Genomic DNA, 394 nt, shown 5'->3' on the forward strand with positions numbered 1-394 from the left:
CTGCGCGGTAATCGCGATCTGGCTGTCAAGGTTTTGCTGCGCAGCATTGTTGTCGAGAAGATCCAGAAGGCTCTGCGCGGTGGCGCTATCCTGCGCCCCGGCCAGCGCCACGGTCGATTGCGTCAAGGTGGCAACGCGGCTGTCCACCGACTCTGCCAGTGTCGTCACCTGCGCCTGTGTATCCTCAGTCACCGTCTCCAGCCGCTCGGCCCGAGTTGCGACCTGTATCACCTCCCCGCCCATCACCTCGACGCGGGTCTCGACTATTTCAAACGCACTCGCGGTTTTTCCTTCCAGAGCAGAAACAAGGCCCAGCGAGTAGGTCGAAACCGAGCTGACACCCTCGACAATTTGCGAGGACAATGACTGCGCGGTAATCGCGATCTGGCTGTCA

1 protein-coding gene is annotated in these 394 nt (G+C 60.7%); it reads right to left on the reverse strand.

What is annotated here, in order from left to right; translation table 11 throughout:
* Nucleotides 1–394: hypothetical protein (locus E1297_RS48795; RefSeq protein ID WP_196223086.1), on the reverse strand; the 394-nt coding region annotated here is incomplete at both ends.

The organism is Roseibium sp. RKSG952 (assembly GCF_009711355.1).